At 62.1% G+C, this 24,461-nt stretch carries 23 protein-coding genes; 17 read left to right on the top strand and 6 right to left on the bottom strand.

From position 1 onward, the window contains the following. Window positions 1-92: 92 nt before the first annotated feature. From H043_RS0118100 to H043_RS0118085, 4 genes are all read left to right on the top strand, one after another. Entirely contained in the window at window positions 93-1,193 is a 1,101-nt protein-coding gene (locus H043_RS0118100) for an alkene reductase (protein WP_027613026.1), read from the top strand. A gap of 39 nt (window positions 1,194-1,232) precedes the next feature. Beyond that, on the top strand, window positions 1,233-2,021 hold the full coding sequence (locus tag H043_RS0118095) for an SDR family oxidoreductase (protein WP_027613025.1): 789 nt from the start codon (window positions 1,233-1,235) through the stop codon (window positions 2,019-2,021). Between the two features lie 82 nt (window positions 2,022-2,103). Then, a complete protein-coding gene (locus H043_RS0118090; RefSeq protein WP_027613024.1) occupies window positions 2,104-2,973 on the top strand; it encodes an alpha/beta fold hydrolase in 870 nt (289 codons plus the stop codon). Window positions 2,974-3,040: 67 nt separating this feature from the next. Next, window positions 3,041-4,039 carry an NADP-dependent oxidoreductase gene (locus H043_RS0118085; RefSeq protein ID WP_027613023.1) on the top strand — a complete coding sequence of 333 codons (999 nt, stop codon included), beginning with the start codon at window positions 3,041-3,043 and terminating at the stop codon, window positions 4,037-4,039. Window positions 4,040-4,053: 14 nt separating this feature from the next. On the opposite strand, the gene H043_RS0118080 is transcribed toward H043_RS0118085, so the two are convergent. Further along, on the bottom strand, window positions 4,054-5,250 hold the full coding sequence (locus H043_RS0118080) for an MFS transporter (protein ID WP_027613022.1): 1,197 nt from the start codon (window positions 5,248-5,250) through the stop codon (window positions 4,054-4,056). Between the two features lie 206 nt (window positions 5,251-5,456). On the opposite strand from H043_RS0118080, the gene H043_RS0118075 reads away from it, so the two are divergent. The 5 genes from H043_RS0118075 (at window position 5,457) to H043_RS0118055 (ending at window position 11,586) form a co-directional block, all read left to right on the top strand. Next, window positions 5,457-6,389, top strand: a complete 933-nt coding sequence (locus H043_RS0118075; RefSeq protein WP_027613021.1) for an AraC family transcriptional regulator — start codon at window positions 5,457-5,459, stop codon at window positions 6,387-6,389. A gap of 88 nt (window positions 6,390-6,477) precedes the next feature. Continuing rightward, window positions 6,478-6,933 carry a (2Fe-2S)-binding protein gene (locus H043_RS0118070; RefSeq protein ID WP_027613020.1) on the top strand — a complete coding sequence of 152 codons (456 nt, stop codon included), beginning with the start codon at window positions 6,478-6,480 and terminating at the stop codon, window positions 6,931-6,933. Beyond that, window positions 6,933-9,185, top strand: coding sequence for a molybdopterin cofactor-binding domain-containing protein (locus H043_RS0118065; RefSeq protein ID WP_027613019.1), 2,253 nt, complete (start codon window positions 6,933-6,935; stop codon window positions 9,183-9,185). Before H043_RS0118070 ends, H043_RS0118065 begins: the two co-directional genes overlap by 1 nt. Before the next feature lie 17 nt (window positions 9,186-9,202). Beyond that, on the top strand, window positions 9,203-10,555 hold the full coding sequence (locus H043_RS0118060) for a cytochrome c (RefSeq protein WP_027613018.1): 1,353 nt from the start codon (window positions 9,203-9,205) through the stop codon (window positions 10,553-10,555). A gap of 11 nt (window positions 10,556-10,566) precedes the next feature. Next, window positions 10,567-11,586, top strand: coding sequence for an XdhC family protein (locus tag H043_RS0118055; RefSeq protein ID WP_027613017.1), 1,020 nt, complete (start codon window positions 10,567-10,569; stop codon window positions 11,584-11,586). A 27-nt stretch (window positions 11,587-11,613) separates the two neighbouring features. On the opposite strand, the gene H043_RS0118050 is transcribed toward H043_RS0118055, so the two are convergent. After that, window positions 11,614-12,624 carry an NAD(P)-dependent alcohol dehydrogenase gene (locus H043_RS0118050; protein ID WP_027613016.1) on the bottom strand — a complete coding sequence of 337 codons (1,011 nt, stop codon included), beginning with the start codon at window positions 12,622-12,624 and terminating at the stop codon, window positions 11,614-11,616. Between the two features lie 168 nt (window positions 12,625-12,792). Between H043_RS0118050 and H043_RS0118045 the strand changes: the two genes are divergently transcribed. Further along, complete coding sequence (locus H043_RS0118045) at window positions 12,793-13,689, top strand: LysR family transcriptional regulator (protein WP_027613015.1); 897 nt, start codon at window positions 12,793-12,795, stop codon at window positions 13,687-13,689. 3 nt (window positions 13,690-13,692) lie between these two features. On the opposite strand, the gene H043_RS0118040 is transcribed toward H043_RS0118045, so the two are convergent. The 3 genes from H043_RS0118040 to H043_RS0118030 all read right to left on the bottom strand — a co-directional run bounded on the left by H043_RS0118040 (window position 13,693) and on the right by H043_RS0118030 (window position 15,930). Further along, window positions 13,693-14,640 carry a helix-turn-helix domain-containing GNAT family N-acetyltransferase gene (locus H043_RS0118040; RefSeq protein ID WP_027613014.1) on the bottom strand — a complete coding sequence of 316 codons (948 nt, stop codon included), beginning with the start codon at window positions 14,638-14,640 and terminating at the stop codon, window positions 13,693-13,695. 217 nt (window positions 14,641-14,857) lie between these two features. Next, window positions 14,858-15,199, bottom strand: coding sequence for a hypothetical protein (locus tag H043_RS0118035; protein WP_027613013.1), 342 nt, complete (start codon window positions 15,197-15,199; stop codon window positions 14,858-14,860). A gap of 86 nt (window positions 15,200-15,285) precedes the next feature. Next, window positions 15,286-15,930: a hypothetical protein gene (locus H043_RS0118030; protein WP_027613012.1), complete on the bottom strand. Its 645-nt coding sequence runs from the start codon at window positions 15,928-15,930 to the stop codon at window positions 15,286-15,288. A gap of 170 nt (window positions 15,931-16,100) precedes the next feature. Between H043_RS0118030 and H043_RS0118025 the strand changes: the two genes are divergently transcribed. From H043_RS0118025 to H043_RS0118005, 5 genes are all read left to right on the top strand, one after another. Further along, entirely contained in the window at window positions 16,101-16,349 is a 249-nt protein-coding gene (locus H043_RS0118025) for a hypothetical protein (RefSeq protein ID WP_027613011.1), read from the top strand. A 103-nt stretch (window positions 16,350-16,452) separates the two neighbouring features. After that, entirely contained in the window at window positions 16,453-17,610 is a 1,158-nt protein-coding gene (locus H043_RS0118020) for a GGDEF domain-containing protein (protein WP_027613010.1), read from the top strand. Between the two features lie 8 nt (window positions 17,611-17,618). Then, a complete protein-coding gene (locus tag H043_RS0118015) occupies window positions 17,619-18,113 on the top strand; it encodes a PaaI family thioesterase (RefSeq protein ID WP_027613009.1) in 495 nt (164 codons plus the stop codon). Between the two features lie 203 nt (window positions 18,114-18,316). Continuing rightward, window positions 18,317-19,861 (top strand): class I SAM-dependent methyltransferase, encoded by a 1,545-nt coding sequence (locus H043_RS0118010; protein ID WP_027613008.1) that lies wholly within the window; start codon window positions 18,317-18,319, stop codon window positions 19,859-19,861. Between the two features lie 203 nt (window positions 19,862-20,064). Then, window positions 20,065-22,194 carry a TonB-dependent receptor gene (locus H043_RS0118005; RefSeq protein WP_027613007.1) on the top strand — a complete coding sequence of 710 codons (2,130 nt, stop codon included), beginning with the start codon at window positions 20,065-20,067 and terminating at the stop codon, window positions 22,192-22,194. A 37-nt stretch (window positions 22,195-22,231) separates the two neighbouring features. Here H043_RS0118005 and H043_RS0118000 read toward each other — a convergent pair whose 3' ends face one another. Beyond that, on the bottom strand, window positions 22,232-22,600 hold the full coding sequence (locus H043_RS0118000) for a lysozyme inhibitor LprI family protein (protein WP_049827905.1): 369 nt from the start codon (window positions 22,598-22,600) through the stop codon (window positions 22,232-22,234). 41 nt (window positions 22,601-22,641) lie between these two features. On the opposite strand from H043_RS0118000, the gene H043_RS0117995 reads away from it, so the two are divergent. Continuing rightward, the gene (locus H043_RS0117995) at window positions 22,642-22,872 is read left to right on the top strand and encodes a hypothetical protein (RefSeq protein ID WP_027613005.1); all 231 of its coding nucleotides are present in this window, start codon (window positions 22,642-22,644) and stop codon (window positions 22,870-22,872) included. Between the two features lie 250 nt (window positions 22,873-23,122). After that, a complete protein-coding gene (locus tag H043_RS0117990) occupies window positions 23,123-24,442 on the top strand; it encodes an NAD(P)/FAD-dependent oxidoreductase (RefSeq protein WP_027613004.1) in 1,320 nt (439 codons plus the stop codon). Window positions 24,443-24,461 lie beyond the last annotated feature (19 nt).

The following is a 24,461-nucleotide window of genomic DNA, read 5'->3' as shown; positions in this document are numbered from 1 at the left end:
TCATAATCAAAACCATTGACAGTTTAGATTTCGATCATCATCCTAATTGCACGCACACCGATCTCTACCAACGGGCACGGAAGAAATACCAGATGAGTAACCAGACTCTGTTCACCCCTTACACACTTGGCGACCTGACGCTGTCGAACCGCGTGGTCCTCGCACCGCTGACTCGCAACCGTGCAGGCGCAGGCTTTGTACCCAGCGAGTTCGCGGCCACCTATTACAGCCAACGCGCCAGCGCAGGCTTGCTGATCAGTGAAGCCACGCAGATTTCCCGACAAGGTCAGGGCTATCAGGACACCCCGGGAATCTACACGCCGGCACAGATCGACGGCTGGCGCCAGGTGACCGATGCAGTCCATGCCAAGGGCGGAAAAATCTTCCTGCAACTGTGGCATGTCGGCCGCGTGTCGCACGTTGATCTGCAAGAAAACGGCGCCGCCCCCGTGGCCCCTTCTGCGCTACGCGCCGCCACCAAAGTCTTCGTCAACAATCGCTTTGAAGATGTCTCGGCGCCGCGCGCGCTGGAGACCATTGAACTGCCAGGGATCGTCTCGGATTTTCGCCAGGCTGCGGCAAACGCGATTACCGCCGGGTTCGATGGCGTGGAAATTCACGGCGCGAACGGCTATTTGCTCGATCAATTCCTCAGGGACAGCGCCAATCTGCGAACCGACGCCTATGGCGGCTCGATTGAAAACCGGGCGCGTCTGTTGCTTGAAGTGACGGCGGCCGTCGTTGATGAAATCGGCGCCAATCGCACCGGTGTGCGCCTGTCTCCGGTGTCGCCGGCCAACGGCGTCTCCAGCAGCGATCCGCAGGCGCAATTCGATTACGTCGCCGAGCAACTCGATGCCCTCGGCGTGGTTTATCTGCACGTGGTCGAAGGCGCGACCGGTGGCCCGCGCGACGTGGCGCCCTTCGACTTCGGCGCACTGCGCCAGCGCTTCAAAAACACCTACATCGCCAACAACGGCTATGACCTGGACCTGGCGACTTCGCAGCTCGCCGAAGACCAGGCCGACCTGATCGCCTTCGGTCGCCCGTTCATTGGCAACCCGGATCTGGTGGAGCGCCTCAAGCAGGGCGCGCCATTGTCCGCGTTCGATCCCGCCACCCTCTATGGCGGCGGTGCGGCAGGCTACATCGACTACCCGACGCTGGCTGAATCAAGCGTCAGCGCCAACTGAGCGCGTTCTGTTTCTCACATCCTGAAAGAGAGATCCCCCATGAGCACTCGCCCTACTGTTCTGATCACTGGCGCCTCCACCGGCATTGGCGCGGTCTACGCCGAGCGCTTCGCGCAACGCGGCCATGACCTGGTTCTGGTCGCCCGCGACCAGGCACGCCTGGACGCACTTGCAGCCCGCTTGCGCAGCGAACACGATGTCACCGTCGATGTGATCCCGGCGGACCTGACCCAACTCGCTGATCTGAGCACCGTTGAAAACCGCCTGCGCGAGGACGCCCGTATCGGCATCCTCGTCAATAACGCCGGCGCCGCCCTCTCCGGTAACTTCATCGACCAAAGCACCGACAGCGTTGCGCAACTGGTCGCCCTCAACACCACCGCACTGGTGCGCCTGGCCAGCGCCATCGCTCCACGTCTGGTCAAGGCTGGTGACGGCGCGATCATCAACGTCGGTTCGGTGGTGGGCCTGGCACCGGAGTTCGGCATGACCGTCTACGGCGCGACCAAGGCCTTCGTCCTGTTCCTGTCCCAGGGACTGAGCCTGGAACTGTCACCTCAGGGCGTCTACGTGCAAGCCGTACTCCCCGCCGCCACCCGTACGGAGATCTGGGATCGCTCCGGCATCGACATCAACACCTTGAGCGACATCATGGAAGTAGGTGATCTGGTGGACGCCGCTCTGGTCGGTTTCGATCGCCGCGAACCGGTGACCATCCCGCCACTGCACGAAGCGCAACGCTGGGATGATCTGCAAGGCGCACGTCAGGGCCTGATCGGGCAAATCCGTCAGTCTGCGGTTGCCCAGCGCTACCTGGACCCACAGTGATTGTCTGGTAGCGAGCACGCGCGGCGGATTCGATGCAGGCGCAAGTCACTGCATCGAATCCGGCCTGCGATCCGGAGCAGAAATGAATCAAATCCTGGCAAATAACCACACTGGCGCGTCGACGCCATTCAGCAACGCGGCGAACCAGTCGATCACGGTCAACGGCGTTCGCTTCGCTTACCGCGACATCGGCCCTGCTATCGGCGTGCCTCTGGTGCTGTTCAACCATTGGGGCGCCGTGCTGGACAACTTCGATCCCGCGATCATTGATGGCCTGGCACGAACCCGACGGGTCATTACCACTGACTATCGCGGTATTGGCGGCTCTGGTGGAACCGCGCCACTGACTGTCGGTGAAATGGCAGACGATGCCATTCAGTTGATCCGGGCGCTGAGCTTGGAAACCGTTGATGTACTGGGATTCTCGCTCGGCGGCTTCGTTGCTCAGGACATTGCCCTGAAGGCGCCTGATCGGGTGCGTCGCTTGATTCTGACCGGTACCGGTCCGGCCGGCGGCAGCGGTATCGACAAGGTCGGTTCGGTGACGTGGCCATTGATCCTCAAAGGCTTGCTGACCTTGCGCGATCCCAAGGTCTACCTGTTCTTCACCTCGTCAGCCAATGGCCGTCGATCTGCGTCGCAGTATCTGCAACGCCTGAAAGCACGCAAAAACAATCGCGACAAAGGCCCGACACCGAGCGCTTTTCTGCGCCAGTTGAAAGCGATCACCGCGTGGGGCCAACAACCGCCGCAAGACCTCGGACGCTTGCGCATACCCACACTGATCGTTAACGGCGACAGCGACATCATGGTGCCCAGCGTCAACTCGATGGCGCTGGCCAAGCGTATTCCCAACGCACAACTGGTGATTTATGAGGATGCCGGCCACGGCGGGATTTTCCAGCACTGCGTTGATTTTGTCGCCAAGGCGCAGGCATTCCTCGACGCCTGACGACACGGCGCAGCAACACCGCAACGCGCCAGCTACCCTCCTTACAACCGCCAAGAGCCGCACTACGATGAAAGCATTTCTGATTGATCGCTATGGAAAGAACACCGGGCGCATTGGCGAAGCGTCTGCCCCTGTGGTGGGTGCCCGTGATGTCTTGATTGAGGTACACGCCAGCAGCGTCAATGTGCTGGATTCGAAGATCAGCAGTGGCGAGTTCAAGCTGATTCTGCCCTATGCATTACCGCTGATACTGGGCAATGATCTGGCGGGTGTGGTGGTTGAGGTTGGCTCACAGGTGACGCAGTTCAAACCGGGGGACGAGGTTTACGCTCGCCCGCCGGAAACGCGGATCGGAACGTTCGCCGAATGGATCGCCGTGGACGAAAACGCGGTCGCCCGAAAACCCGCCAATACCAGCATGGCACAAGCCGCGTCCCTGCCTTTGGTCGCGTTGACAGCGTGGCAAGTACTGGTCGAAACCGCACAACTGAAAAAAGGTCAGAAAGTACTGATTCACGCAGGCTCCGGTGGTGTTGGCAGCATTGCTATCCAACTGGCCAGACACCTCGGCGCCTTCGTCGCCACGACCACCAGCACCGCGAATGTCGAATGGGTCAAGGCACTGGGGGCCGATCTGGTCATCGACTACAAACAGCAAGACTTCGAAAGCGTCCTGCACGACTACGACGTGGTGTTGAACAGCCTTGGCCCGGACGTTTTGCAAAAATCACTCAAGGTCCTGAAGCCCGGCGGCCAGCTCATTTCCATCTCGGGCCCGCCCACTGCACAGTTCGCCCAAGAACAAGGCTTGTCCTGGCCATTGCAACAGGTCATGCGCCTGTTGAGCTTCGGTATCCGGCGCAAGGCGCGCAAGCAGGCGGTCAACTACACGTTCGTCTTCATGCGGGCCAATGGTGCACAACTGCAAAAAATTGCCACGCTGGTCGAGGAGGCAATCATCCGACCGGTGATTGACCGCAGCTTCTCGTTTGCCTCGACGGCAGAGGCGTTGAAGTACGTCGAGCAGGGGCGCGCCAAGGGCAAGGTCGTCGTTACGCTCAAATGACAACGTGTCCCTCGTCAGCCGGCCGCGTTCGACTCGACCAGATGAACTTCAGTCGCACTGCGACCGGCGCACCAGGCGAGCACCGACGCAATCACCAACACCGCCGCGCTGAGTTCGAAGGTGGCTTTATAACCGCTCAGATCAAACGCCAGTCCACCGACGATGGCCCCTGCGGCGATTGCCAGTTGCACGATGGCCACGAGCAAGCCTCCGCCGGCTTCGGCATCCTCCGGCAGCGTCTGCGCCAGCCATGTCCACCAGCCCACGGGGGCCGCCGTGGCGACCAGCCCCCAGAGTCCGAGCAGCACCGCAGTCAGCAACGGCGAAGCACCGAAGTTGACCAGCGCCAGTGCAATGACCGCCATTATCAGCGGGATAACTGTCAGCGTGCGGTACAGGCCGGTGCCGAGGAATCTTTCGATCACAAAGGTCCCGATAAAACCGGCAAGCCCCAGCCCCAGCAGCATCAACGACAGGGTTGCAACGCTGACTCCGGTGACCCCCTCCAGAAAGGGCCGCAGGTAGGTGAACAGCATGAACTGCCCCATGAAAAAGACGCTGACAGCGACCATCCCCAAGGCGACCGGCCATTGCTTCATCAGCCGCAGGGCGTTGCCGCTACCGGCCTGACGCTCAAGCTTGAAGGACGGCAGACTGATCAGCAGCCACACGGCCGCCAGCGCGGCGACCGGCACCACACAGAAGAACGCGCCGCGCCAGCCTATCAACGCGCCGAGAAAACTCCCTGCCGGAGCGGCGATTACCGTCGCCAGCGCGTTGCCGCCGTTGACAATGGCCAGTGCCCGGGACACTTGGTCAGGCTGCACCAGACGCATCGCGGTTGCCGCCGACAACGACCAGAAACCGCCAATGGCGATACCGATCAGGGCCCGCCCGAACATGAACGACGGATAGCCCGGCGCGAATGCGACCACCGTCCCCGAGACGATCATCAGCAAGGTCAGACCCAACAGCAGCTTCTTGCGCTCGACACGAGCAGCGACCGCTGCAATCACCAGGCTGGTCATCAGGGCGAATGCACCGGACACGGAAATCCCCTGCCCGGCCTGACCTTCGCTGATGTGCAGTTCGGCGGCAATCGGCGTCAGCAGACTGACCGGCATGAATTCTGAAGCGACCAGGGCGAAGGCGGCCAGCGACATGGCCAGCACGGCGCTCCAGCCGCGTTGTTCTGTAGAAAGGGAAGTCATTGGAATTACCTGTATTGCGAGAGGCGTCAGGATCGCGTTGTCGAATCGCGGCTCTCCTGTAATGGTTTGACACATTCTCCCGGTCGATTCACCTCTGCCCTAGTGCATTCCTCTTGAATGCTTGCCTGATCCTCTGAGGATGCAGGGTGGTGTATAGGAATCGCCTGTGCAGCGGATTAGAGTTCGTTCAACAGGAGTTGCCCGACATGATCCCTACCCCGCTGCGCCACCAATCACCTTTGGCGTTGAACATTGACTCGCGCGTGAGCGTAGCGGGCGACTTCGCCACGTCGATACCCGGCCTGTCGCTGTTTCGTCGCGATCAGCCGGCGCCACCGACCGTGTGCATGATCGAGCCGAGCCTGATTCTGGTGGGCCGTGGGGAAAAGCGCTTGTGGGTCGGCGGTGAGGGCTACAGCTACGACCCTTCGCGGTTTCTGGTCACCTCGCTGGATCTGCCCGCCAATTCCGAAGTGCTTGCAGCCAGCCCCGAACAGCCCTGTGTCGGGCTGGTGCTGAAGCTGGATGTCGGCATGCTCGCCGAGATCCTCAGCAAAGGTGGCTTGCCTGCGAAACGGCAGCCGTCGACGAACACCGGCGCTGGCATTGGCAACCTGTCGTGCGCGCTGGAAGGCGCGCTTGAGCGCCTGCTGGCATTGCTCGACGAGCCTGAGGCGATCCCGGTGCTGGCGCCGCTGGTGCTGCGGGAAATCCACTATCGGCTGCTCCATACCGACCAAGGCGCGCGGCTGCGGCAGATCACGGCCGTCGATGGCCAGGGTTATCGCATTGCCAAAGCCATCGACTGGCTCAAGGTCAACTACACCGAGGCGCTGCGCATCGATGAACTGGCGGCGCGGGTGCAGATGAGCGCACCGACCTTTCACCATCACTTCCGCCAGCTCACCGGCATGAGCCCGCTGCAGTACCAGAAATGGCTGCGACTGAACGAGGCCCGTCGGCTGATGTTGATGGAGCGTCTGGACGTTTCGCGAGCGGCGTTTGCGGTCGGCTATGAAAGTCCCTCGCAGTTCAGCCGTGAATACGCACGCCTGTACGGCACCGCACCCAGTCGTGACATCGCGCTACTGCGTGGCGACCCCTTCGCCGCAGAAGCACTGGGCAACGCGGCCAGTTGAGCAAAGAACACGCTTTACCGGTGAGGCGCCACGCAGCGTTTCACCGCTTATAAAAATGCACGTCAACCGATGATCGAGCGGGTGAACCATGGAACTACGAATCAACCAGAAAACCTATCAGGTCGATGCCGACGCCGATACGCCCCTGCTGTGGGTGATCCGCGATGATCTGGGCATGACCGGCACCAAGTACGGCTGTGGATTGGCGCAGTGCGGCGCCTGCTCCGTGCTGGTGGACGGCAACGTGGTGCGCTCTTGCGTCACGCCAGTGGCCGGTGTGGTCGGCCGCGAGGTCACCACCATTGAGGCGATCGAGGCCGATGACGTGGGCAAACGGGTGGTCTCGACCTGGGTTGATCTGCAGGTCGCCCAGTGTGGCTACTGCCAGTCCGGGCAGGTGATGGCGGCCACGGCGCTGCTCAAGCAAAACCCCAAGCCAAGTGACGCGCAGATCGAGGCGGCGATGGTCAACCTGTGCCGCTGCGGCACGTACAACGCCATTCATGCCGCCGTGCATGAGCTGGCCGGCAAGGGAGACGCCTGATGAACGTGCGTATCGATCCTGCTCAGGAAGCATCAGCACTGGCTCTGCACGAACCAATCAACGTGTCGCGCAGACGTTTCCTGGCCGGCACCGCTGTCGGCGCACTGGTGCTCGGTTTCGGCCTGCCGCTGGGCACGACTCGGGTGCAAGCTGCCGTGGCGGCCGCGACTGCCGAGCGCGGCACGCAGGTGCCGGCGTTTCTGGAAATTCGCCCGGACAACCGCGTGCGCCTGCTCTGCCCGTTCATGGAAGGCGGACAAGGTACGTTCACCGCGATGGCGCAGATCGTCGGTGAAGAACTGGATGCCGACCCGTCGACATTCCTGGTCGAAGCCGCGCCGCCCGGCGAAGCCTATGTGGTGATGGAAAACGGTATGCGCATCACCGGCGGCAGCATGTCGGTGCGCATGAGTTACCCGGTGATGCGCCGCCTCGGCGCCCTCGCCCGCGCCATGCTGCTGCAGGCGGGCGCGCAGAAACTTGGGGTGCCGGTGAGCGAACTGAGTACCGAACCCGGCAAAGTCGTGCACGCCAAGTCGGGCCGCTCGCTGGCCTACGGCGAACTGGCCGAACATGCCATGGATCTGCCGGTTCCCGATCCGGCCTCGGTGCAACTGCGTGATCCGAGCCAGTTCCGCTGGATCGGCAAACCGGTGAAGCGCGTCGATGCCTACGACAAGTCCACGGGCAAAGCGCTGTACAGCATCGACCTGAAGGTCGACGACATGCTCCACGCCGCCGTTCAGCATGCCCCGCGTTTGGGGATGACCGTGGGCAACCTGCGCAACGAAGAGCAGGTCAAAGCAATGAAAGGCGTGCATTCCGTGCATCGTCTGCCGGGTGCCGTGGCGGTGGTCGCCGAACGCTGGTGGCACGCCAAACGTGCAGTGGAAGCGATTCAGGTCGACTGGCAGGAACCCACGGCCGACAGCAAGGTACGGCCGATGCCCGCCGACTTTTCCAGCGATGCCTGGCTCAAGCGCCTGGCTGAAGACAAAGGCCCGGCCAAGGATGATGAAAATGAGGGCGACGTGGCTGCAGCTCTGGCGAACGCCAAAACGCGGATCGACGCCACCTACCACAACCAGTACCTGAACCACGGTCAGTTGGAGCCGCCGTCGGCGCTGGCCCGCTTCAATCCCGACGGTTCGCTGGAAGTCTGGCTGCCGAATCAGGCGCCGGACATGTTTCGTGCCGACATCGCCAAACGCACCGGGCTGGATCCGTCGCGCATCACCTTGCATTCGCCATTGCTCGGGGGCTTCTTCGGTCGGCACTTCCTCTACGATGCCGCCAGTCCCTACCCGCAGGCAATCGAGTTATCGAAAGCGGTTGGTCGCCCGGTCAAACTGATCTGGAGCCGCGAGGAAGAGTTCCTGCGCGATGTGCTGCGTCCCGTGGCCGCCGTGAATTTCCGCGCCGCGCTGGACAACGACGGCTGGCCGCTGGCAATCGAAGCAATCAGCGCCACCGAAGGCCCGACCGAGGCGCTGGCCGGCAAACAGGGTGAAAAACTCGACCCGACGGCGCTTGAAGGCTTGTCGGGCAAGTCCTATGCGATCCCCAACAAGCGCATCGCGCAGATCTACGCCAAAGGCCCGGCGATGCTTGGTTACTGGCGTTCGGTGGGCAATTCGCTCAACGACTTCTTCTACGAATCGTTCCTTGACGAACTGGCCGACAAGGGTGGCAAGGACCCGTTCGAATTGCGCCTGCATCTGCTGCGCGACAACCCGCGACTGACCACGCTGCTGCAAGCAGTGGGCGAGCTGTCGGGTGGCTGGAAGCGTGGGCCGTTCACCGCGGCGGACGGCAGCAAACGTGCGCGAGGCGTGGCGATGGCGTCGCCGTTCGGTACCCAGACCGCCGTGATCGCCGAGGTCTCCATCGAGAACGGTCAGGTCAAGGTGCACGACATCTGGCAGGCGATCGACCCCGGCAGCATCGTCAATCCGGCGATTGTCGAAGCGCAGGTCAATGGCGCGGTGGCGCTGGGCCTGTCGCAGACCCTGGTGGAGGAAGCCGTGTGGATTGATGGCAAACCGCGCGCGCGCAACTACGACTTGTATCCGATCCTGCCGCCTGCGCGGATGGCCCGGGTCCACGTGCGTGTTGTCGAGAGCGGGGAAAAAATGGGCGGCATCGGCGAACCACCGTTGCCCGCTGTCGCGCCCGCCGTCGCCAATGCGGTGGCAACGCTGACCGGGCAACGGGTGCGCAGCCTGCCCATGAGCCGACACACCTTCACTTGATCAGCGCCGGAGCGTCCATGAATAACAGCCGATTCGCAAGAACCGCTGGCTGGCTGGCAGTGCCGTGCCTGGTCGCGGCAGGCCTGCTGGCCTGGTATGTCACCCGCGAGCCTGTCTCGCGCCTTGAAAACAACCACACCGCCGTGGCCGATATCGACCCGGCGCTGGTCGCTCGTGGCGAATACGTCGCCCGACTCAGCGATTGCGTGGCATGCCACAGCGTGCCGGGCGGTGCGCCGTTCGCTGGCGGCCTGGAAATGGCCACACCACTGGGCGCGATCCACGCGACCAACATCACCCCGGAGCCGGAAACCGGCATCGGTCGCTACAGCCTGGCGGACTTTGACCGTGCGGTGCGCCACGGCGTGGCACCTGAAAGCCGTCGTCTGTACCCGGCGATGCCCTACCCGTCCTACGCCAAGCTCAGTGACGACGATGTGCGAGCGCTGTACGCGTTTTTCATGAAAGGCGTGGCACCGGTCAAGCAGGCGAATATCCCGAGTGCGATTCCTTTCCCGTTGAACCTGCGCTGGCCGATTGCGCTGTGGAACGGTGTGTTTGCCGATACCGAACCTTACGTGGCCAAACCGTCGCAGGATGCCGTGTGGAATCGCGGCGCTTATCTCGTGCAAGGCGCCGGGCACTGCGGCAGTTGCCATACGCCGCGCGGTCTGGCGTTCAACGAGAAGGCTCTGGATGAATCCGCCACGCCGTACCTCGCCGGCGCCTTGCTCGATGGCTGGTACGCGCCAAGTCTGCGTGACGACCACAACACCGGTCTGGGCCGCTGGAGCGAACCGGAGATCGTGCAGTTCCTCAAGACCGGGCGTAACAAACATGCAGTGGTTTATGGCTCGATGACCGAGGCGTTCAACAACTCCACGCAGTTCATGAGCGATGACGATCTGAGCGCAATTGCCCGTTATCTCAAGTCATTGCCCGGGGACCGTCAGCGCGACGGCCAGCCATGGCAGTACCAAACGGTTTCGGCGACGGAACGTCTGGACGCGCCCGGTGCTCATACCTACGTCACGCGCTGTGCTTCGTGCCACGGTTTGGACGGCAAGGGCCAGTCGGAATGGATGCCGCCGCTGGCCGGCGCCACCTCGGCACTGGCCAAGGAAAGTGCCTCCGCGATCAACATCACCCTCAACGGTTCGCAGCGGGTGGTGGCCGCCGGAGTACCGGACGCCTATCGCATGCCGGCATTCCGTGAACAGTTATCGGATCAAGAGATCGCCGAAGTGCTGAGCTTCATGCGCAGCACCTGGGGCAATCAGGGTGGTGCCGTTGAAGCGCAGGCGGTCAACAAACTGCGTGAACGCACGGATCCGGCCAGCAGCAGCCCGATCATCCTGCAAATGCGTTAGAGGAACGTTTGATGGAAAGCATCGACTTGCTGGTCCTGCGCACCGCGCGGGACTGGCTCGCCGCCGGCGAGCAAGTGTTGCTCGCCACGGTGGCGCGCACATGGGGCTCTTCGCCGCGCCCGACAGGGTCGATGATGGCCTTGCGTAACGACGGTCGCGTGGTGGGCAGCGTGTCCGGCGGCTGCATCGAGGACGACCTGATCCAGCGCTACACCACCGCGCATGGCGGCAGCGGCCTCAAGGACAGTGCGCCCGAGGTGGTGCGCTACGGCGTCAGTGCCGACGAAGCGCATCGTTTCGGTTTGCCCTGTGGCGGCACGCTTGAGCTGATTCTGGAGTTCAACCCGTCCTGGCAGGTGCTCGACGAACTGCTGGTGCAACTGGATGCCGGGCAACTGGTGCGCCGCTGCCTGGCACTGGATAGCGGTCGCGTCACGCTGGAAACCACGGCAACTCCTGAGCAATTCAGTTTCGACGGCCACCGGATGCTCAATACCCTCGGGCCGGGGTATCGGCTGCTGATGATCGGTGCCGGCGCGCTGGCCGAGTATCTGGCGACCATGGCGCTGTTCAACGGCTTCAAGGTCGCGGTGTGCGACCCGCGTGCCGAATACATCGAAACCTGGGCGGTGAACGGTGTGGAGCGGATCATCGGCATGCCGGATGACGTGGTGCGCGACTTCGCGGTTGATCTGCGCACCTGCATCGTCGCCTTGAGCCATGATCCGCGACTCGACGATCTGGCACTGCTCGAGGCCCTCCACAGCCCGGCGTTTTACATCGGCGCCATCGGCTCGCGGCGCAATAGCCAACTGCGCCGCGAACGTCTGATCGAGCATTTTGGTGAGACCCAGGCATCACTCGAGCGGCTGCACGGGCCAATCGGCATCTACATTGGCAGCAAGACACCGGCGGAGATCGCGGTCAGCGTGATGGCCGAGATCCTGGCCGCGAAGAATGGCGCCAGCCTGCCGAAGGCGTTTTCGATTGCCAGAGCCAAGGCGCAACAGGGTCTGGCGCAATCGCATTGAGCCCCGTTGCCTGGCCCTGTGCCTATATCAGGCGACTTTGATCACCACTTTGCCAAACGCGCCCTTCGCCAGATGCTCGTACGCCTCGCGCGCTTTCTCGAACGGATACACCTGATCGATCACCGGGCGAATCTTGTGCTGGTTGAGGAAGACGTTCATTCGGTCGAAGGATGAGCGCGGTGCCACGGCGATACCGCGAATGGTGGTCTGGCGGAAAATCAGCGGCATCAGATTGAGTGCAACGGTCTGCCCGGTCAAAAAGCCGATTTGTGCAATGCGCCCGGAAGCCTTGGTCGCTGCAACCGACTGATTGATGCCGTTGCCACCGGCCACGTCGAGCAGCAGATCCACGCCTTTGCCGTCAGTCAGCCGCAACACTTCATCGGCCCAGTTCGGTGTCGTTCTGTAGTTCACGCCCGCGACCGCTCCCAGTTCCTTCACGGCTTGCAGATTGTGCTCGCTACTCGATGTGGCGATCACTTTGGCGCCCAGCGCCGTGGCGATCTGCACGGCAAAAATCGACACCCCGCCCGTGCCTTGTACCAGCACGGTCTGGCCGGGCTGGATCTGTCCAAAGTCGACCAGTGAGTACCACGCCGTGAGCGCAGCAATCGGCAGCGTCGCCGCCTCTTCGTCGCTCATGTTGTCCGGTGCGGCAACGGCGCTGTCTTCGTGGATGATCATGTATTCGGCCAATCCGCCGGGCAACGGCGAACCAAAGCAGTAGTCCGGTTCATTCGGCCCCGGCTCGCCATCCAGCCAGCGGGAATACAGATGCGAGTTGACCCGATCGCCGACCTTGAAGCGGCTGACGCCGTCACCCACCGCGACCACGGTGCCCGCTGCGTCGCTCACCGGAATCAACGGTTTGGGCACCATGTGCGGCTCGTAGATGCCGTCAACAATCGCCTTGTCGCGAAAATTGAGGGACACGGCGCCGACCTTTACCAGCAATTCGCCGGCCTTTGGCTGCGGGGTCGCTGTCTCTTCCAGGTGCAGATTGTCGAGGCCGAAATCTTTCAGTAACCAGGCTTTCATTGCGAATCTCCAAAAACGGGTCAATGGCTGCAAACCACCAAGGGTTTGCCTGGGCACATCTTTCGCTGTTGGGCTCGCGCAATAAATACGCAAAAAGGCACATGATTATTCTATCCTCAAGCAACAATTGAATTCCCTCAGGTCCCGATCATGGAATTGCTGCAATCGATGCGACTGTTCGCTCGGCTTGCCGAGCTCGGCAGCTTCACCAAAGCCGCCGAATCGCTGGACATCGGGCGCCCCCAGGTCACCCGTTACATCCAGGAGCTGGAAACATCCCTGGGTGTGCGTCTGTTTCAGCGCACCACCAGAAAAGTCGCGCTCACCACCGAAGGCCAACTGTTCTATGAGCGAGTGCAGGAGATTCTCGCGGATATCTCGGCCGCCACTTCGATGTTCGACCGCAGCGGAGCAACGCTCGAAGGCCGGCTTCGGGTCGATATCCCGACCGCGTTCGCGCAACTGGACTTCATCAAAAACCTGAAAACCTTCACCAGCGCCTTCCCCGGGATCGACATGGTGCTGGGCGTGACTGATCGGGCGGTCGACCTGATCGGTGAAGGCATCGACTGCGCGTTACGAATTGGCGAGTTACCGGACTCGACCTTGATCGCTCGCCCGATCGCCATGGCAACCATGGTCACGTGCGCAGCCCCCGAGTATCTGCAGGAACACGGCGAACCGCGGACACTCGACGATCTGAATGCCCATCACGGGGTGAATTTTCTTTCCGGCCAAAACAACAGGACATTGCCCTGGCACTTCTCGGTCAAAGGCAAAGACCGCGCGTTCATCAGCAACGCCGGCATCACCGTCACCGAGTCGAATGCCTACGTGCAGTGCGGCGTAGCGGGCTTTGGAATCATTCAGGCGCCAGGCATCACCGTGGCCGAATATCTGGCCAGCGGCACCCTGGTGGAAATCCTCAGCGCCTATCGGCCCACCCCGCGCCCGGTATCACTGCTGTACCCCAGCCGCACGCATCTGGCTGCGCAAGTTCAGGTATTTGTCGAATGGCTGCAGCAGCACTTTGTGCAGATCTATCCTGACTGGCTGGAACAATAGCGATCACGTCCGGTGGCGGGTGAACTGCTGTTCCGTCACCACACTGCCCCACTGACTGCCCTGCTCTTCCATGGTCAATTCGAACCCGGCCGCTTCGTACAGTCGGCGCGCGGCGTCTAGGCCCTTGAAGGTCCAGAGCTGAATCGCATCAAAACCCTGCTGATCGCAAAACTCCACCGCCGCGCTCAGCAGCTGCCGGCCCACGCCACTGCCGCGGCAGCCGTCGTCGAGGATAAACCAGCGCAAATGCGCCTGATTGTTGCCCAGATCCTGGCCGTCGATTGCGATCGAGCCGACGATGCGCTCATCAAGCGTGGCTACCCAGATCTGGTTGCAGGGCTGATCGAGGCGCCCGACAAACTCCGCCGTTTCACGGGCGACGCGGCTTTCAAAGATCGCGCCGAAACCGGAATGCCGCGAATAATAATCCGCATGCATTTGCGCCACGCGGCCGATCAGCCCGGGGCGATAGCCGGCGCTGATGTGCAGGTTCGGCGTAAGTGGCCGGTCGGCGCCCAGACGGATGGTCTTGAGCGCATGCGCGTAGGTTGACAGGCCCTGCGCCACGCTCTGTTGTTGCGACGGATTGAGCGTGTCCAGTGCCTTGCTGACCTGGGCCTGGCCATAGGCATTAATGTCGGCGACGGTCTGCCGGCCCTGCGGCGTCAAGTGCAGATGCTTGACCCGCGCGTCCTCGGCGGCACGCTCCTCGATCTCCCCGGCCTTGATCAGTTTGCCGACCATGCGGCTGACACTGGATTTTTCCAGGCCAAGGCTTTGCGCCAGTTGCGCAGCGCTGACGCCGTCCCCGGCCTCGATTTCCAGCAATGCGTGCACGCCGGAGGCTGAATAATCGGTCGCCGCCAAGGTGGCGCGCAGGAAACCGAACTCACGCACCATCGTGCGCGACGCTGTACGGATTTCTTCGATCAAGGCTGAAGGGATACTCATGACACATCACCGCTGAAATTTAGTTGTACAATACAACCATATTTCAATATGACGGCGCAAGAAGCCGACGACTCCGGGCGAGCGGTCGATTGTCGGCGTCGTCACAGCAGCAAACGTCAGACAAAAAAAGCCCCGCAACCGAATGAGGTGCGGGGCAAAGTATTGGTTGGTTGCGGCCAACCAAAGGAGCTCGGTTAAAACGGGTTGCGCAGCCGGGTCAGATGCAGTCCTGGGCGGCGCGTTCAAAACTGGAAGGCAGGAAGTTCGAAGCCAGCAAGTGGCGCTCGTAGATGAACACCTTGCCGCCGTTGCCGGCCTTGTAGGCTTCCAGCACGTTGTCTGCCGACACTTTGCTTGGCACCACGATCCGGTAGCTGCGCTGGGTCTGCGAGACGGTCGGGTTCAGTGCACTGCCCTGCAGCTTCGGCACCACGCAATCGGCGTATTGCGCCGGGGTCTTGCGGGTCTGCAAGGTCAGCGTCGGGTCGTTCGGTGCGGAGGCGCAACCGGCGAGCAGCAAGGAGGCAACGGCCAGGGTCGGGGCAAACAAAGCACGCATCGGGGTAATCCTGAAAATAAAGGTTCGGTTCAACTGGCAGCGGTTCAGCGTCACGGCGCCGCCGCTGCCCTTTTGGTTTTGAGTGTTCAGCTGGAAGCCACCAGCGCCTTGAGCGAGGCATCGAACTGCTTCAAGGCATTGAGTTGCAGGTCACGTTGCTGCTCGATCTGCGCGGCAATCTCGTGCGCCGCTTTGTCGTGTACCCACACCGACGAAATCTGTTTCTCCACCGAGCCCTCGGCTTTGCCGATGTACTGCAGGTCGGCATCGTAGAAACGCGCGATGAAATGCGCCTCGTACAGGCTGTTCTGCTGAGTCAGCAAGCGGTTGAAGGTGTCCAGTTTCACCACGATGTCCGGATGCGCCAGAATCAGTGCATCGAGGTTGTCGTAAACGGTCACCGACATGAACTGGCGTTGCAGCGAGCTGAGCAACCAGTCGATCGCCAGTTCCGGGTCGGAGCTGCTGACAAACGCGGCGCGGATTCGCGGATCCAGTGCATCCTTGGCCCCGTGCAGCGCCATATCGTGGTAGCGCGTCAGGTATTGCAGGTTTTCCCGGGTGTTTTCGCTGTACAACACACCCACGGTTTGTGAATGCTGCAAAGTCGCGCTGCTGCCGGCGATTGGCTGAAGATGACACGCACAGGCGTCGTCGGCGTAAGACGGTGCCGTGGCTACCATGCCGCTCATCAGCAGAGCGGTCAGCGCCAGTCGGGTCAGTGTCTTCATCGCGCAATTTCCTTGAGCTGCGTTTTCAATGAGGGGAATTTTCCGCCTATTGCCAGCAAAGCTGAACTTGCGTTTCGTGATGGTCACTATTACTTCTAGCGATAGTTGCGCACGATAAAGACGGGTACACACTCATCCCCAATGACTAAAACAACAGTGAGGAAGCCGATTTGAGAACCTTTGACCTGATCCGCGACGCGGTTCTGCCCGACTTTCGCGAGCGGGTGGCGGAATACCTGGTGCAGTACGAAAACGTGTTGCTGGACAAGGACATCACCGATGCGCAGCTCAAGCGCGATACCGCCAATCAGTTGCGTGGCTATTTGCGCGGGTTGAACACCACCCGGGTGCTGGGCATGGCGTACTGGGAAGAACTGGATCGACGGGTCGTCGACACCTGGCTCACGCCTCACGAATGAGCGTGGACGCCGGTCGGTGATGATCGTATGCGGCGCCTGCCAAAACGGCCCCGAACGCTTACAATCGGCGGCCTTACCGACCTTCTGACAGGCTCCCCCGGAAATGCCGCTCGACCCACCAACGATGCTGACCATCTCGATCGCTCTCGCAGCCGCCGCCGCGCTGTATCTGGCGGTCGAGTGGCGCAGCATTCGTGAGCCTTCGCTGCTGTTCTGGAGCGCCGGTTTCGCCACCATCACCATCGGTTCCACCCTGGCCCTGCTGCGCAGCAACGGCTTTTTGCTGATCGGCATCTGGTTCGCCAACGGCTTGCTGGTGACCGCGCACTTCCTGTTTCTGCTGGGGGTGGCGCGCTTTACGCAGATCCGCCTGTCACCGGCCTGGTACCTGATCTTCGTCTGCTGGCTGGTGATGCTGTTGCTGCCGGAAGGGCCGTTGTGGTCGAAAGTCATGCTGGCCGCCAACTCGCTGCTGGTCGCCGCCTCGACGCTCAAGGCCAGTTTGCTGTTGCGCCCGCATGGCAAATCGCTGAGCGTCGGTGCGGTGCAATTGCGCTATGTGCTGCTCGGTCACGGCATCTTCTATGTGGCCAAGGCCCTGACCGTGGTGATCCCCGGCACGCTGATCGACCTGGCTGCGTTCCGTGGCGTCATCATCCAGATCTCGCTGGTCGAGGGCGCGATGGCGATCATGCTGATCGCACTGTCGATGACCGGCACCGAACGCTACCGGCGCGAGGAGCAGATCGCCCGACTGGCCGCCCGCGATCCACTGACCGCGCTCTACAACCGCCGCGCCCTCGACATGCGCGCGCCGGGCCTGCTGCGGGGCGTGTCTGCGGCGCATCCCGGCGCCCTGCTATTGATCGATATCGACAACTTCAAATCGGTCAACGATCAGTACGGCCACAGCGCCGGCGACCGTTTGCTGGTGGCGTTGAGCGAAATGATCCGCGCCGAGACCACCGATGAGGCGCTGGCCGCCCGTTTGGGCGGCGACGAGTTCGTGATTTTGCTGAGCAACGCGCCGAGTGATCACATCGTCAGACTGGGCGACGCCCTGCGCGATCAATTTCAGCGCAGCGCCGCGCAAGCCTTCCCGACACCAGAGCCGGTGACACTGAGCATCGGTGCCACCCTGTTCAACCAGCCACCGGCCAGCCTCGCGGCATTGATCGAACAAGGCGACGCCGCGCTGTATGAATCCAAGCGCGGTGGGCGCAACCGCCTGCGCCTGACCGGACTCACCACTTCAGGATGATCAGACCCATGACCCGTTCCGAAACGCCTCTGCAAGACCTCGCCGCCCCCGAAGGCGTCTGCTACGGCTGCGGCAGCCGCAACCCCCATGGCCTGCACGTCAAAAGCTACTGGCACGAGGACGGCGTGCACGTCATGGCCGAACAACTGCCGGAAGACAAATACTGCGGCTGGCCGGACCTGGTGTACGGCGGCTTGCTGGCGATGCTGGTCGACTGCCACTCCAACTGGACCGCGATGGCTTACCACTACCGCCACGAACATCGCGAGCCGGGCAGCCTGCCGCGCATCGACTGCGTCACTGGCAACCTCGGCCTCAAGTTCATCAAACCCACACCGATGGGCGTCACCCTGACCTTGCGCGCCAGGGTCGAAGGCGACGTCGGGCGCAAGACGCGGGTGATTTGCGAGGTGTATGCCGGGGAAGTGCTGACGGCGGTGGGCGATTCGGTATTCGTGCGGGTCGATACCGGGCAACTGGCGGACGCGGCGCACGGGCGCTGACTCCTACAGGGCATGGTGCTCGAATTAACCCGGGCGCTGGCCCGAAAGACTGCATGACCGATTTGCGGCCCACAGCAGCGATGGCAGACAGACGTCTAAACGCCTCGGCAATCGTAAGATTCACTTACATGTTTTTCCGCTTGTGGTGCACATTGCCAACCCTTATAAGAGCGGCTCTCACTCGCGAATTGAAGGATGCACCCATGAGCAATGCCTGGAACGAAGGGTATTTCACCGACGAGGGTTACACCTATTCGTACAGCCGGGAAATCAACCCGGTGTTCCAGCGTTTTTGTTTGTTGTTGCGCGGCTTTGCCACCCTCGAAGACACCGGCGGTTACCACTGCGAACTGGGCTTCGGCCAGGGTGTTTCAATCAACATCCACGCCGCCGCCAACCCGGGCAACTACGTTGGCACCGACTTCACGCCATCTCAGGCCGCGCATGCCATCGCATTGGCGAACGACTGGAACAGCCAGGCCCGTCTGTATGACGACAGCTTCGAGCAACTGCTGGCCCGCAATGATCTGCCGGCGTTCGACAGCATCAGCCTGCATGGCATCTGGTCCTGGGTCAGCCGCGACAATCAACAACTGATCGTCGAGTTCGCCCGTCGCCACCTCAAGCCCGGCGGCATGTTGTACGTGAGCTACAACTGCTTCCCGGGCTGGTCGCCTTCGGCGCCACTGCGCAATCTGTTCAGCCTGCACAACCGCTTTGCCAGCCAGGCCTCGACCAGCCCGGCCAAACGCATCGATGCCGCGATGGAGTTTTCCGAAACGCTGCTGGCGGCCAATCCGAAGTACGCCAGAGCGGCGCCGGCCCTCGGTGCCCAGTTGCAGAGCATCAAGGGCCAGAACCGTCAGTACGTGGCCCACGAGTATTTCAACCGCGACTGGGACTGCAAGTATTTCATCGACGTGGTCGATGCCATGACCGCAGCCAAACTCGACTACGCCACTACGGCCGTACCGCTGGACACCGTGGCTGCGCTGAATCTGAGTGCAGAGGGCATGGACTTTCTGCAAGGTATCGAGCACCCGATCATGCGCGAACAGGCGCGCGACTACTTCATCAATCAGAACTTTCGCCGGGATCTGTACGTACGCGGCGCCAATCGGCTGTCTGCCGCCGAGCAGCGCGATGGGCTGCTGAGAAGCCGTTTTGTCCTGCTGCAAGCCATCGAAAGCATTCCCGGCACGGTCACAGGCCCTGCGGGCGAGGCGTCTTTACAAGCGGACATTTACCGCCCGGTGCTCGCAGCGCTCGCCGCCAATGCCTACGAAGCGAAAACCTTGCAGCAGTTGTCGATAGCCGTCGGCGCCGTGTCTTATGACGACCTGGTGCAGGCTGTCACCGTGCTGATCGGCATGGGCGTCGCCGCCCCGTGCCAGAGCGAAGCCGCCGAAAGGCAGGTGCAGGAACGTTGCGACACTCTCAACCTGCAACTGTGCAAACGCGCGCTGTTCAACAACAACATTCAGGTGCTGGCCAGTCCGGTCACCGGCGGTGGCGTACCGATCAGCCGCGTGCAGCAGTTGTTCCTGATTTCGATCAAGCAAGGCATGACCGACCCGCAAGACTGGGCGCAGTTGGCGTGGGCCGTGATCGGTGATCAGGGCGAAGTGCTGCACAAGGGTGACCAGCCGCTGCTCACGGCCGAAGAAAACCTTGCCGAGATGACCGAACAGGCCCGGGCATTTGCCCAGACACCGCTGGACATTCTCATGGCGCTGAAGATTGCTTGATCCAGATATACGCCGGACGACTGGCCGCGATAGAGCCCGGCCAGTCGTCTGCGTGTATGGCCCTGACTGCCGCCTCCTGAGCAATCCTGCCCCCGCCTGCCACGCAGCACCCCGTTCAAAAAGCAAAATTGCCATGTGTTTCCGTCGTTCCTTCTTGCGTCGCACTGTTCATTGCCCGTTCCTGTCTGCCTGGAGTTTCTTCGATGCCGTCACCCAAATCCCTGCCCTCTGCCCTGCTGGGCCTGGCCCTCGCCTGCCCGGTCATGGCCGAGGAACCCAAGAGCATGGAGTTGGGACAGGTGCTGATTTCGGCTGAAGAACAAAGCGGCGCCGATGCCTCCGTCGCCGAGGCCCAAGCGCGTCTGGCGCAGGTGCCCGGCGGCAGCAATGTGGTCGACATGCGCCAGCCGTTGCAGGGCCGGGTGGCGAGCAACCAGGATGTACTGGCGTATCAGCCCGGGGTCTACGCGCAGTCGGCGGGTAATGAAGGGGTGAAAATCTCGATCCGTAGTTCGGGGATCAACCGCGCACCGGGCGCCCACGCTTCGGGGCTGTACACGATGCTCGACGGCCTGCCGCTGACCGGCCCCGGCGGCACGCCTTACGAATTGCTCGAACCGCTGTGGCTCGACCATGTGGAGGTGCTGCGCGGCGCCAACGGCTTTGATCGCGGTGCACTGGCGCTGGGTGGCGCCATCGATTACGTCAGCCACACCGGCTACGACGCGCCGAAATTGCAGGTGCGCTATGCCACCGGCAGCCACGGTTATCAGCAGCGTCAGGTGAGTTCCGGGCAGGTGCTGGGCGACTTCGATTACTACGTGTCGCTGACCGACTCGAACGCCGACGGCTATCAGGATCACACCGCCAGCGAGAGCAAAGGCGTGATCGCCAACTTCGGTTATCGCTTCAATCCGAACCTGGAAACCCGCTTCTACTTCCGCTATCGCGAAACCGACAACGACCTCGCCGGCCGCGTGACCAAGCACTCGATCGAGCACACTCCACGGGCGGCCAACCCTGCCTACGTGGCGCGCGATGACAGCCGCAAACAACCGGGCAGCGCCTTCATCGGCAACAAGACCACCTACTACATCGACGACGATTCGAGCATCCAGACCGGGCTGGTCTATCACGACTACCCGATGGACCTGCGCGAAGGCCCGAACCGTCTGAAAGTGGCCTACACCGATGTCAGCGGCACCTTCGATTACAAGCGCCGCGACACCCTGTTCGGCATGGAAAGCCGCAGCACTGTAGGCCTGCGCACCACCAAACACCTGCCGAACGACGGCGCCAGTGAGTTCGTGCGCATCCCGTCCGGCAACACCGCCGCGTATGCGCCGGGCACCCGCATGCGCAACTTCACCTATCAGGGTTCGGACACCGTTCTGCACGTGGGCAACGACCTGGAAATCGCCGACGACCTGTGGCTGACCACGGGCCTCGCCGCCATTTACACCCGCCGCGAAAGCGCCGTCACCTACCCGCAAAGCGGCGGCAAGACCAGCCTGAACGACTGGGATTACGCGCCACGTCTGGGCCTGCGCTATCAGGTCACGCCGGACCTGCAAGTGTTCGGCAACCTCAGCCGTTCGGTCGAAGCACCGCACCCATGGTCGCTGATCTACAGCTCGAACATCCGCTTCCCGGCCGGCAACGGTGCGGCGACCGGCACTCAGAGCGACCCGATCAAACTGCAGAACCAGACCGCGACCACCCTCGAACTCGGCGGTCGCGGCGACAGCGCGCTCGGCCAGTGGAGCCTGGCGTGGTACTACGCCCAAGTGCGCCACGAATTGCTGTCGGTACTGCCGGACGCCAACGCCGTCACCCCGTACGAACTCAACGCCAGCCCCACCGTGCACCAAGGCGTGGAAGCCAGTCTGCAAAGCACGCTGTGGTCGGCCGCCGACGGACGTAAATTGAGCCTGCGTCAGGCTTACACCTTCAGCGATTTCCACTACCGCGACGACCAGCGCTTCGGCGACAACCGCCTGCCCGGCCTGCCGATGCACTACTACCAGGGCGAACTGCGCCACGACTGGCCGCAGGGTTTCTTCGCGGCAGTCAACACGCAGCTGGTGTCCAAAGTCGCGGTGGATTACGCCAACAGCTACTACGCCGATCCCTACGCACTGTTCGGCGCCACCGTCGGCTACAACGCGCCGAAAAACGACTGGCAAACCTGGCTCGACCTGCGCAACCTGACCAATAAGCACTACGCCGCGACGGTCACACCGGGGTATGACGACAAAGGCCAGGATGCGGCGCGGTCTACGCCGGGTGAAGGGTTGGGGGTCTATGTCGGGGTGTCGTGGAGTTTGCTTTGACGGCATGACCTGACCAGCAGCAGAAAAACGCAGCGGGTCAAAACGGCCCCTGCGTCATCACCCGCGTCTCGATGATGTTGCGCAACGCAACGACGCGCTTCTGATACAGATCAGTCAAACAATCGACCTTCGCACCACAGGCCTTGCGGCTTTTGAGGAAGGCCTGCTGCTCACCGATCAGAGCATCGCGCCCGCCCATCGGCAGCAGGCGTTTATCGAGGCTGAACAGCTCGCCCATAGTGACGTCCAGATCGTTCAGCGAGCGGTTGGCGCAGACCGCTTTTTCGTCTGCCGCTTGGGCCTTGGCGCAATCGAAACTGGCGGCGTGTGCCGAATTGGCAGCGATCAGCAGCGCACAACCGAGGGCGGCAGCGGTTACCCGTGAAATTTCTCGAACTCGCGTCATGTCGTCGCATCCAACGTTGTAAGCCAATGGAGGTATGAAAAATGAAAAACACCGATGACCGCAAGCCTGCAACCCCTCATAACGCACCACCGCTCGATGCGGCGGGTAAACCGGTGGATGTGGTTCGCCGGGATCTGCAGGACAGTGACGACGACACCAAAGCAGTAGACGAGGTGCTGACGCCAACCTCGATCCGCACCAAGGAACAGGAGGCCGAGGAACTCAAGCGCAAGACCGATGCGATCGAACGCAAGGTTGCCGACGGCAACTGACGCGACACTCCCCCTCCTTAAAGGAGAAATTTTCCTTGTCTGTCCCGGGTTTTCCCGCCCGGGACAACCCGCCCCTGCCCTGCAAGCCGCGTTTTTACTGGCTTCCCCCCCTCTGCTTCAGCAATTTGTATTCACAGCCCAGCTTAATAATATTTTACCGATACCCCCCTCCTGCCTAGTCTGACCGCAAGCAAAACGGACAAGCCTGAAGCGATCCGAATCCACTTGCCTTGCCAGGAAGGATGTAGAAATGACCACTGAAATAATAAAAACAGACACACTTGTCGTGGGCGCCGGACAGGCGGGTGTGGCGATGAGCGAGCACCTGAGCAAACTCGGCGTGCCGCATCTGGTGCTGGAACGCAGCCGCATTGCCGAACGCTGGCGCAGCGGGCGCTGGGACTCGTTGGTGGCCAACGGTCCGGCGTGGCACGACCGTTTTCCGGGGCTGGAATTCGATGATGTCGACCCCGACGGTTTCGCCCCCAAGGAGCGCGTCGCGGACTATTTCGAAGCCTATGCGAAGAAATTCAACGCGCCGATCCGCACCGGGGTCGAGGTCAAAAGCGTGGTGCGCAATGTCGGGCGTCCGGGCTTCACCGTCGAGACCTCCGAAGGCGTGATCGAGGCCAGCCGCGTGGTCGCGGCAACCGGCCCGTTCCAGCGCCCGGTGATCCCGCCGATCGCGCCGCAAGACCCACGTCTGTTGCAGATCCACTCCGCTGATTATCGCAACCCGCAGCAACTGCCCGCAGGCGCAGTGCTGGTGGTTGGCGCTGGTTCGTCGGGCGTGCAGATTGCCGATGAATTGCAGCGTTCCGGCAAGCAGGTCTATCTGTCGGTCGGTGCGCATGACCGTCCGCCGCGTGCCTATCGCAACCGTGATTTCTGCTGGTGGCTGGGGGTGCTCGGCGAGTGGGATCAGGCGGCGATGAAACCCGGCCGTGAGCACGTGACCATCGCGGTCAGCGGCGCGCATGGCGGGCGCACCATCGACTTCCGTGGTCTGGCCCATCGCGGCATGACGCTGGTCGGCGTGACCGAGTCGTTCAATAACGGCGTGGTGACCTTCAAGCAGGACCTGGTGGACAACCTCAAGCGTGGCGATGACAACTACCTCGCCCTGCTGGATGCCGCCGATGCCTACATCGAACGCAATGGCCTGGATCTTCCCGAAGAACCCGAGGCGCGCGAAACCTATCCGGATCCCGAGTGCGTGAAAAATCCGCTGCTCGATCTGGATCTGGCCAAGGCCGGGATCACTTCGATCATCTGGGCCACCGGGTTCGCCGTGGACTATTCCTGGCTGCAGGTCGCAGCGTTTGACGACAAGGGCAAACCGCAGCACCAGCGCGGAGTGTCCAGTGAGCCGGGGGTGTATTTCCTCGGGCTGCCATGGCAGTCGCGCCGTGGTTCGTCGTTCATCTGGGGCGTGTGGCATGACGCCAAACACGTGGCCGACCACATCGCCACCCAGCGTAAATACCTCGATTACAAGGATGCCGAGCAGCGTGAAGCCGCCCTGCATTCGACCGCCAGCACCAAAGCCGCCGATACCGTCGACGCTTGATTGCCCTCTTCCGCGGCGG

This window comes from Pseudomonas sp. URIL14HWK12:I6, assembly GCF_000514195.1.
In the GTDB taxonomy this organism is placed as follows: Bacteria; Pseudomonadota; Gammaproteobacteria; order Pseudomonadales; family Pseudomonadaceae; genus Aquipseudomonas; species Aquipseudomonas putida_A.
This window is presented reverse-complemented; position numbering and strand designations above follow the sequence as displayed.

Excerpts from the sequence above, each read along its gene's own strand:
- H043_RS0118065 (WP_027613019.1), top strand. The coding sequence starts at position 6,933 with ATGAACGTGCGTATCGATCCTGCTCAGGAAGCATCAGCACTGGCTCTG.
- H043_RS0118080 (WP_027613022.1), bottom strand. The coding sequence starts at position 5,250 with ATGACTTCCCTTTCTACAGAACAACGCGGCTGGAGCGCCGTGCTGGCC.
- H043_RS0118075 (WP_027613021.1), top strand. The coding sequence starts at position 5,457 with ATGATCCCTACCCCGCTGCGCCACCAATCACCTTTGGCGTTGAACATT.
- H043_RS0118040 (WP_027613014.1), bottom strand. The coding sequence starts at position 14,640 with ATGAGTATCCCTTCAGCCTTGATCGAAGAAATCCGTACAGCGTCGCGC.
- H043_RS0118045 (WP_027613015.1), top strand. The coding sequence starts at position 12,793 with ATGCGACTGTTCGCTCGGCTTGCCGAGCTCGGCAGCTTCACCAAAGCC.
- H043_RS0118060 (WP_027613018.1), top strand. The coding sequence starts at position 9,203 with ATGAATAACAGCCGATTCGCAAGAACCGCTGGCTGGCTGGCAGTGCCG.
- H043_RS0118010 (WP_027613008.1), top strand. The coding sequence starts at position 18,317 with ATGAGCAATGCCTGGAACGAAGGGTATTTCACCGACGAGGGTTACACC.
- H043_RS0118095 (WP_027613025.1), top strand. The coding sequence starts at position 1,233 with ATGAGCACTCGCCCTACTGTTCTGATCACTGGCGCCTCCACCGGCATT.
- H043_RS0117995 (WP_027613005.1), top strand. The coding sequence starts at position 22,642 with ATGAAAAACACCGATGACCGCAAGCCTGCAACCCCTCATAACGCACCA.
- H043_RS0118030 (WP_027613012.1), bottom strand. The coding sequence starts at position 15,930 with ATGAAGACACTGACCCGACTGGCGCTGACCGCTCTGCTGATGAGCGGC.
- H043_RS0117990 (WP_027613004.1), top strand. The coding sequence starts at position 23,123 with ATGACCACTGAAATAATAAAAACAGACACACTTGTCGTGGGCGCCGGA.
- H043_RS0118000 (WP_049827905.1), bottom strand. The coding sequence starts at position 22,600 with ATGACGCGAGTTCGAGAAATTTCACGGGTAACCGCTGCCGCCCTCGGT.
- H043_RS0118055 (WP_027613017.1), top strand. The coding sequence starts at position 10,567 with ATGGAAAGCATCGACTTGCTGGTCCTGCGCACCGCGCGGGACTGGCTC.
- H043_RS0118070 (WP_027613020.1), top strand. The coding sequence starts at position 6,478 with ATGGAACTACGAATCAACCAGAAAACCTATCAGGTCGATGCCGACGCC.
- H043_RS0118100 (WP_027613026.1), top strand. The coding sequence starts at position 93 with ATGAGTAACCAGACTCTGTTCACCCCTTACACACTTGGCGACCTGACG.
- H043_RS0118035 (WP_027613013.1), bottom strand. The coding sequence starts at position 15,199 with ATGCGTGCTTTGTTTGCCCCGACCCTGGCCGTTGCCTCCTTGCTGCTC.
- H043_RS0118085 (WP_027613023.1), top strand. The coding sequence starts at position 3,041 with ATGAAAGCATTTCTGATTGATCGCTATGGAAAGAACACCGGGCGCATT.
- H043_RS0118005 (WP_027613007.1), top strand. The coding sequence starts at position 20,065 with ATGCCGTCACCCAAATCCCTGCCCTCTGCCCTGCTGGGCCTGGCCCTC.
- H043_RS0118020 (WP_027613010.1), top strand. The coding sequence starts at position 16,453 with ATGCCGCTCGACCCACCAACGATGCTGACCATCTCGATCGCTCTCGCA.
- H043_RS0118050 (WP_027613016.1), bottom strand. The coding sequence starts at position 12,624 with ATGAAAGCCTGGTTACTGAAAGATTTCGGCCTCGACAATCTGCACCTG.
- H043_RS0118090 (WP_027613024.1), top strand. The coding sequence starts at position 2,104 with ATGAATCAAATCCTGGCAAATAACCACACTGGCGCGTCGACGCCATTC.
- H043_RS0118015 (WP_027613009.1), top strand. The coding sequence starts at position 17,619 with ATGACCCGTTCCGAAACGCCTCTGCAAGACCTCGCCGCCCCCGAAGGC.